Source organism: Pseudomonas sp. NPDC086251 (assembly GCF_044746405.1).
Taxonomy (GTDB): Bacteria; Pseudomonadota; Gammaproteobacteria; order Pseudomonadales; family Pseudomonadaceae; genus Aquipseudomonas.
In genome coordinates this window covers 1-7,076 of record NZ_JBIVBY010000044.1, presented here as the reverse complement: position 1 = coordinate 7,076, position 7,076 = coordinate 1, and the positions used below count along the sequence as shown (strand labels likewise).

Sequence of the window (7,076 nt, the reverse complement as noted above, 5' to 3'; positions counted from 1 at the left end):
TTGTTCGTTTTTTCGTTGGTCTATTTCCGGGCCCCACACAACCGTGTTTTTTTTTTTTTTTTTTTTTTTAAAAAAAAAAAAAAAAAAACACCCCCCCCCCTTACCCCCCCACAGCTCCTACACAGCTCCTACACAGCTCCTACGGACTTGAGAGATAGTATGGGCCAGACATGAAAATCCCACAGACATGCCGGGCACGACTGTGGGATGGGTTCAGCAGATCAAAACTTACTTGATGCGCTGACCTGGCTTGGCGCCGCTGTCAGGGCTGAGCAGGTAGATTTCTTCACCGCCAGGACCGGCCGCCATGACCATGCCTTCGGAAATGCCGAACTTCATTTTCCGTGGCTTGAGGTTGGCGATCATCATGGTCAGGCGACCATCGAGCTTGGACGGATCCGGGTAAGCGCTCTTGATCCCGGAGAACACATTGCGTTGCTCGTCACCGATGTCCAGGGTCAGGCGCAACAGCTTGTCGGCACCTTCCACGTGTTCAGCCTTGACGATCAGCGCGACACGCAAATCGATGGCCGCGAAGGCATCGAACTCGATTTCCGGCGACAGCGGATCTTTGGCCAGTTCGCCGTTGCCTTGAGCGGCGGCTTCGCCGGTGTCGGTCTGGCTGGCGGTCAGGTCTTCTTTCGAAGCGTCGGTCATGGCTTGCACTTTCACCGGGTCGATACGGGTCATCAACGGTTTGAACTCGTTCAGCTGATGGTTGCTGAGCAAGGTTGCGTGGTCGTTCCAGGTCAGTGGCGCAACGTTCAGGAACGCCTCGGCATCGGCGGCCAGCAACGGCAGCACTGGCTTGAGGAAGATCACCAGTTGGCGGAACAGGTTGATGCCCAGGGCGCAGATGGCCTGGACTTCTTCCTGCTTGCCTTCCTGTTTGTTCAGCGACCACGGCGCCTTGTCGGCGATCCAGGCGTTGGCACGGTCGGCCAGGCCCATGATCTCGCGCATGGCGCGGGCAAAGTCGCGAGCCTCGTAGGCCTCGGCGATGCTCGGCGCAGCAGCGAGGAACGCTTCGGTCAATTCCGGCGCAGCGTTGCCGGCCACCAGCACGCCAGCGTTGCCTTTATGAATGAAACCGGCGCAACGGCTGGCGATGTTGACGACTTTACCGACCAGGTCCGAGTTGACCTTCTGCACGAAGTCTTCGAGGTTCAAGTCCAGGTCGTCGACGCCACGGCTCAGTTTGGCCGCGTAGTAATAACGCAGGTATTCCGGCGACAGGTGATCCAGGTAGGTCCGGGCCTTGATGAAGGTGCCACGGGACTTGGACATTTTCTGACCGTTGACGGTCAGGTAGCCGTGCACGTTGATGCCGGTCGGTTTACGGAAACCGGCGCCTTCGAGCATGGCTGGCCAGAACAGCGCGTGGAAGTTGACGATGTCCTTGCCGATGAAATGGTACAGCTCGGCGGTGGAGTCTTTGTTCCAGAACGCGTCGAAATCCAGCTCCGGCGTGCGATCACAGAGGTTCTTGAAGCTGGCCATGTAGCCGATTGGCGCATCCAGCCAAACGTAGAAGTACTTGCCTGGCTCGTCGGGAATCTCGAAACCGAAGTACGGCGCATCACGGGAGATGTCCCATTGCTGCAAGCCCGCATCCAGCCATTCGGCGATTTTGTTGGCGACGGCGTCTTGCAGGGTGCCGCTGCGGGTCCAGGCTTGCAGCATTTCCTGGAAGTCCGGCAGTTTGAAGAAGAAGTGCTGGGAATCCTTGAGCACCGGGGTGGCGCCAGAGATTGCCGACTTCGGATCCTTCAGGTCGGTCGGTGCGTAGGTCGCACCGCATTTTTCGCAGTTGTCGCCGTACTGGTCTTCGGTGCCACATTTCGGGCAAGTGCCCTTGATGAAGCGGTCGGCCAGGAACATTTTCTTTTCCGGGTCGAAGTACTGCGTGATCGAGCGCTGGGCGATGTGCCCGGCGTCGCGCAGCTTCAGGTAGATCTGGCTCGACAGCTCACGGTTTTCTTCGGCGTGAGTGGAGTGGAAGTTGTCGAAGTCGACCAGGAACTCGGCAAAGTCGGCGCTGTGTTCAGCCTGGACGTTGGCGATCAGTTGGTCCGGGGTGATGCCTTCCTTTTCCGCGCGCAGCATGATGGCCGAACCGTGGGCGTCGTCGGCGCAGACATAAATGCATTGATTGCCGCGGTGCTTCTGGAAGCGCACCCACATATCGGTCTGGATGTATTCCAGCATGTGGCCAAGATGGATCGAACCATTGGCATAGGGCAGGGCGCTGGTGACGAGGATCTTGCGTGGCTCGGACATGGGGCTCGGCTACTTGATGAAACGGAGGTCGGCCACTATAAAGCGCCCGAGTATATTTTTCACCCTGTGCACCTGTTTCATTGGATGAACCGCCAGAAAAGATCGCAGCCTTCGGCAGCGCCTACAGGGATTGCGGTGAACTTGTAGGAGCTGCCGAAGGCTGCGATCTTTTCAGGTACGATACCCGCCTGATTTTCCAGTCTTGCTATCGGAGTTGCCCATGAGCGCCGTCAATCGCGCAGCGGTGGAAGCCGTCCTTCGCCAATACACCGACCCTTATCTGAACCAGGATCCGGTCAGCGCCGGATGCGTGCGCAACATCGACATCCAGGGCGATCGCGTCAGCGTCCAGCTCGAACTCGGTTACGCCGCCGGGCTGTTCAAGAGTGGCTGGGCGCAGATGCTGGAAATGGCCATTCAGGGCCTGGACGGCGTGACCAGCGCCCGCGTCGACATCACCAGCGTGATTGCCGCGCACAAGGCCCAGGCACAGATTCCGGGCCTGGCCAACGTCAAGAACGTGGTGGCCGTGGCCTCCGGCAAGGGCGGTGTGGGCAAATCCACCACGGCCGCCAACCTCGCGCTGGCCCTGGCCCGCGAAGGCGCCAAAGTGGGGATTCTCGACGCGGACATCTACGGTCCGAGCCAAGGCATCATGTTCGGCATCCCGGAAGGCACCCGACCAAAGGTCAAGGACCAGAAATGGTTCGTGCCGATCGAGTCCCATGGCGTCGAAGTGATGTCCATGGCGTTCCTGACCGACGACAACACGCCGATGGTCTGGCGCGGGCCGATGGTCTCCGGTGCCTTGTTGCAGTTGGTCACGCAAACCGCTTGGGGCGACCTGGATTACCTGGTCATCGACATGCCGCCAGGCACCGGTGACATCCAGCTGACCCTGGCGCAGAAAGTCCCGGTGGCCGGTGCGGTGATCGTGACCACGCCACAGGATCTGGCGTTGCTGGACGCACGCAAAGGCGTGGAGATGTTCCGCAAGGTCAACATTCCGGTGCTGGGCGTGGTGGAAAACATGGCCGTGCACATCTGCTCCAACTGCGGCCATGCCGAGCATCTGTTTGGCGAGGGTGGCGGGGTGAAACTGGCCAACCAGTACGGCGTCGAACTGCTGGCTTCGTTGCCGCTGGCGATGGCCATCCGCGAGCAGGCCGATGGCGGCAAGCCAACGGTGATCGCCGAGCCGGACAGCCCGATTGCGCTGGTCTATCAGGAACTGGCCCGCCACGTCGGCGCGCGGATCGTGTTGCAGGAAGCGGTATCGCCGGCGATGCCGAACATCTCCATCAGCGACGATTAATCTGCGTCGCCTGTTAAAAGATCGCAGCCTCGTTTCACTCGACAGCTCCTACACATGGGTTTCGCATTCCTCTGTAGGAGCTGTCGAGCGAAGCGAGGCTGCGATCTTTTGACTTTGCTTTAGATCCGCAACCCGCCATCCATTTCCAGGATCCGGCCGGTGTAGTAGTCGTTCTCGAAAATGTAGGCCGCCGAATGGGCGATCTCTTCCGGCTTGCCCATGCGCTTGAGCGGGATCCCGGACGTCATTTTCTCCAGCGCCTCAGGCTTCATGCCCAGGGTCATCTCGGTTTCGATAAAGCCCGGCGCAATGCCCGCCACACGAATACCGTAGCGTGCCAGTTCCTTGGCCCAGGTCACGGTCGCGGCGGCGACACCGGCCTTGGCGGCGGAGTAGTTGGTTTGGCCGACGTTGCCGGCGCGGGAAATCGACGAGATATTAATGATCGCGCCGCTGTTGTTCAGCTCGACCATTTTCGCCGCGACTTCGCGAGTGCACAGGAACACGCCGGTCAGGTTGACGTCGATGACCGCTTGCCACTGGGCCAGGCTCATCTTGGTCATCTCGCCGTCCTTGACCTTGATCAACAGCCCGTCGCGCAGGATCCCGGCGTTGTTGATCAGGCCATGGATCGCGCCAAAGTCTTCGGCCACCTGGGCAACCATGTGCGTCACTTGTTCTTCATTGGCGACGTTGCACAGGTAGGCGCGGGCCTCGACACCCTTGGCTTTGCAAGCGGCGACGGTGTCGTCGAGTTTTTCCTGGTTCAGGTCGACCAGCGCCAGCTTCGCGCCCTTGCCCGCAAAATACTCGGCCATGGATCGGCCTAAACCCTGGCAACCGCCAGTGATAATGATTACTTTGTCAGTGAGTTGCATTCGCATGCCCCAATAGCAGGTCAGAGTGGTTTCCTTCTAGAGGGCCTCTCGATCTGCACCTGATGTGGCCTGGTTGCACATGAGAACTGCCCCGAGGGCGTACTGGAACTTATCCCCAGGCGCCTGTCCGTTTTTTCGACGGATTCTATATAAGGAGTCATAAATTGAGCGTTGAAGCGGCCAAGAATGCCCGAGAATTGCTTCTCAAGGAATACCGTGGAGTGCTTTCGACGCACTCCAAGGCGATGCCCGGTTTCCCGTTTGGCTCCGTGGTGCCGTACTGCCTGGACGGGCAGGGCCGGCCGCTGATCCTGATCAGCCGCATCGCCCAGCACACGCACAACCTGCAGAAAGACCCGAAATGTTCACTGTTCGTCGGCGAGCGCGAGGCCGAAGACGTACAAGCCGTGGGTCGCCTGACCTACCTCGCCGAAGCGGAAAAGCTCGAGGATGAGGCAGCCATCGACGCGGCGGCCGAGCGTTACTACCGCTACTTCCCGGATTCCCAGAGCTACCACAAGGCCCACGATTTCGATTTCTGGGTGCTCAATCCGGTGCGCCACCGTTACATCGGCGGTTTCGGCGCGATTCACTGGGTCGATCACCTGACCCTGGCCAACCCGTTCGCCGGCAAGGCTGAGGTGAGCATGGTCGAACACATGAACGCCGATCACGCCAAGGCAATTGCCCACTACGTCGACCTGGCCGGGCTACCGAAAACCGAACCGGCGCAATTGGCCGGCATCGATACCGAAGGCATGCACCTGCGCATCGGTCAGGGCCTCTACTGGCTACCGTTTCAAGCGCCTTGTAATACGCCGACACAAGTCCGGGAAGCCTTGGTTTTCCTGGCTCACGCCGAGCATTGGCCGAAAAATGAAGTGGCCGGCGCTTGAATTCACGAAACGGCGACGTCATCTAGGGAAGACTGGCAAGGCATTCTTGCGTTGAGGAACCATTTGATGCGCCCTTTTTTGTTGCTCTTTGTACTGTTCCCGGTGTTGGAGCTGTTCGTATTCGTCAAGGTAAGCGGCGCTATCGGGTTTTTCCCGGCGCTGCTGCTGGTCATTCTCGGCTCGATGCTCGGCGTGTTCGTGCTGCGTGTCGCCGGCCTGGCCACTGCACTGCGTGCCCGTGAAAGCCTGAACCGCGGCGAGTTGCCAGCCCAGACCATGCTTGAAGGCCTGATGCTGGCGTTGGCGGGTGGCCTGTTGATTCTGCCGGGCTTCGTCACTGACGTGCTGGGCCTGATCATGTTGCTGCCGATCTCTCGTCGCCTGCTGGCCAATAAAATGCGCCAGCGTGCCGAGGAGCAGGCGATCCGTCAGCGGGCCTTCGCCGATGACCTTCAGCCCCGTGGCGGTCCCGCGCCACGTCAGCCGCTGGGCCGTGAGCCTGATGTGATCGAGGGCGAGTTCGAACACCGCGATAGCAAGTAATCCGCTTCACTGCACGGCACCTTCGGGTGTCGTGTCCGTTTTCGGGGCAGCAACGTAAAAAATTTCGATCCCCGCCCTTGTAATAAGCTTATGCGCCCTTATGTAACGGTCACCGCAAGGTTTCTGGCGATCACGCCAGACAGACTTCCGCGGCTTGCTTGTCGAGCCGCACCCGGCACCGCCGGATTTGTTAAACCCGCCGGGAATACACCGGCCGATGAAAACCACAATTAGGAGAGATCGACAATGAAGCTTCGTCCTCTGCATGACCGCGTCGTCGTCCGTCGCAGCGAAGAAGAAAAGAAAACCGCTGGCGGTATCGTCCTGCCAGGTTCGGCTGCTGAAAAGCCAAACCAGGGCGAAGTCCTCGCTGTAGGCCCGGGCAAAGTCCTGGACAACGGTGAAGTGCGTGCGCTGTCCGTGAAAGTGGGTGACAAGGTTGTGTTCGGCCCTTACTCCGGCAGCAACACTGTGAAAGTTGACGGCGAAGACCTGCTGGTCATCGGCGAGAGCGAAATCCTCGCTGTTGTCGAAGGCTGATTCCCCGCTCATTTTCCCGCTACTACAAAGTATTTAAGGAATATCGATCATGGCTGCTAAAGAAGTTAAATTCGGCGATTCCGCCCGCAAGAAAATGCTCGCCGGTGTCAACGTCCTGGCTGACGCAGTAAAAGCGACCCTGGGCCCTAAAGGCCGTAACGTGATCATCGAGAAGAGCTTCGGCGCTCCGACCATCACCAAGGACGGCGTTTCCGTTGCCAAAGAAATCGAGCTGAAAGATCGCTTCGAAAACATGGGCGCGCAGCTGGTCAAAGACGTTGCCTCCCGTGCCAACGATGACGCAGGCGACGGCACCACCACCGCGACCGTTCTGGCTCAATCGATCGTCAACGAAGGCCTGAAAGCCGTCGCTGCCGGCATGAACCCGATGGACTTGAAGCGCGGTATCGACAAAGCGACCATCGCTATCGTCAAAGAGCTGAAAGCCCTGTCCAAGCCTTGCGCTGACACCAAGGCAATCGCTCAGGTCGGCACCATCTCGGCCAACTCCGACAGCTCCATCGGCGACATCATTGCCGAAGCCATGGAAAAAGTCGGTAAAGAAGGCGTGATCACCGGTGAAGAAGGCTCGGGCCTGGAAAACGAACTGTCGGTTGTTGAAGG

At 59.2% G+C, this 7,076-nt stretch carries 7 protein-coding genes; 5 read left to right on the top strand and 2 right to left on the bottom strand.

Annotated elements, in window-relative coordinates; genetic code table 11:
• Nucleotides 1-228 precede the first annotated feature (228 nt).
• A complete protein-coding gene (metG, locus tag ACIPL2_RS31615; protein ID WP_401363745.1) occupies nt 229-2,280 on the bottom strand; it encodes a methionine--tRNA ligase in 2,052 nt (683 codons plus the stop codon).
• A gap of 220 nt (nt 2,281-2,500) precedes the next feature.
• Between metG and apbC the strand changes: the two genes are divergently transcribed.
• The gene (gene apbC / locus ACIPL2_RS31610) at nt 2,501-3,595 is read left to right on the top strand and encodes an iron-sulfur cluster carrier protein ApbC (RefSeq protein WP_401363742.1); all 1,095 of its coding nucleotides are present in this window, start codon (nt 2,501-2,503) and stop codon (nt 3,593-3,595) included.
• A 119-nt stretch (nt 3,596-3,714) separates the two neighbouring features.
• On the opposite strand, the gene ACIPL2_RS31605 is transcribed toward apbC, so the two are convergent.
• Nucleotides 3,715-4,473, bottom strand: coding sequence for an SDR family oxidoreductase (locus ACIPL2_RS31605; RefSeq protein ID WP_401363739.1), 759 nt, complete (start codon nt 4,471-4,473; stop codon nt 3,715-3,717).
• 164 nt (nt 4,474-4,637) lie between these two features.
• On the opposite strand from ACIPL2_RS31605, the gene ACIPL2_RS31600 reads away from it, so the two are divergent.
• The 4 genes from ACIPL2_RS31600 to ACIPL2_RS31585 form a co-directional block, all read left to right on the top strand.
• Nucleotides 4,638-5,369 carry a HugZ family protein gene (locus ACIPL2_RS31600; RefSeq protein WP_401363737.1) on the top strand — a complete coding sequence of 244 codons (732 nt, stop codon included), beginning with the start codon at nt 4,638-4,640 and terminating at the stop codon, nt 5,367-5,369.
• Nucleotides 5,370-5,435: 66 nt separating this feature from the next.
• Complete coding sequence (locus ACIPL2_RS31595) at nt 5,436-5,912, top strand: FxsA family protein (RefSeq protein WP_401363734.1); 477 nt, start codon at nt 5,436-5,438, stop codon at nt 5,910-5,912.
• A gap of 246 nt (nt 5,913-6,158) precedes the next feature.
• Complete coding sequence (locus ACIPL2_RS31590; protein ID WP_007948593.1) at nt 6,159-6,452, top strand: co-chaperone GroES; 294 nt, start codon at nt 6,159-6,161, stop codon at nt 6,450-6,452.
• Nucleotides 6,453-6,501: 49 nt separating this feature from the next.
• Nucleotides 6,502-7,076, top strand: a 575-nt coding sequence (locus ACIPL2_RS31585) for a TCP-1/cpn60 chaperonin family protein (RefSeq protein WP_401363731.1), incomplete at its 3' end; no start/stop codon positions are given.